The sequence below is a fragment of the Olleya sp. Ti.3.14 genome, from assembly GCF_038154885.1.
Taxonomy (GTDB): domain Bacteria; phylum Bacteroidota; class Bacteroidia; order Flavobacteriales; family Flavobacteriaceae; genus Olleya.
The window spans coordinates 1-311 of record NZ_JBAKAO010000053.1 but is presented as its reverse complement, the minus strand read 5'-3'; the positions used below and the strand labels follow the sequence as shown (position 1 = coordinate 311).

1 protein-coding gene is annotated in these 311 nt (G+C 31.2%); it reads left to right on the top strand.

The features are described from left to right. Positions 1–311: hypothetical protein (locus V6251_RS15250; protein ID WP_341589012.1), on the top strand; the 311-nt coding region annotated here is incomplete at both ends.

Here is a 311-nt window from a genome sequence, read left to right as displayed (position 1 = left end):
CTACAATATTTAAAATACCTTGCCAGTTTTTTAAATATTGTAGAGCAATTTCATAAAGGACAAACACCTACACTTAAAACCTTGTTTTTTCAAGCACGAGCCTTAGTTAATTTACAGCAACATGTTGCAGCATTAAAGGTTTTAAATGAAGCGCTTCAAGATTTTCCGCATCCTATGCATTCTTATGCTCCTTGGTTGTATTGTATGCGTATGGACTATCATAAAAAAAATCAAAATTACACAGCCTTTTTAGAAGACTTAAATGAAGAGATTTACTTTTACATAATAGGTGACAATGATTATTGTCAAAC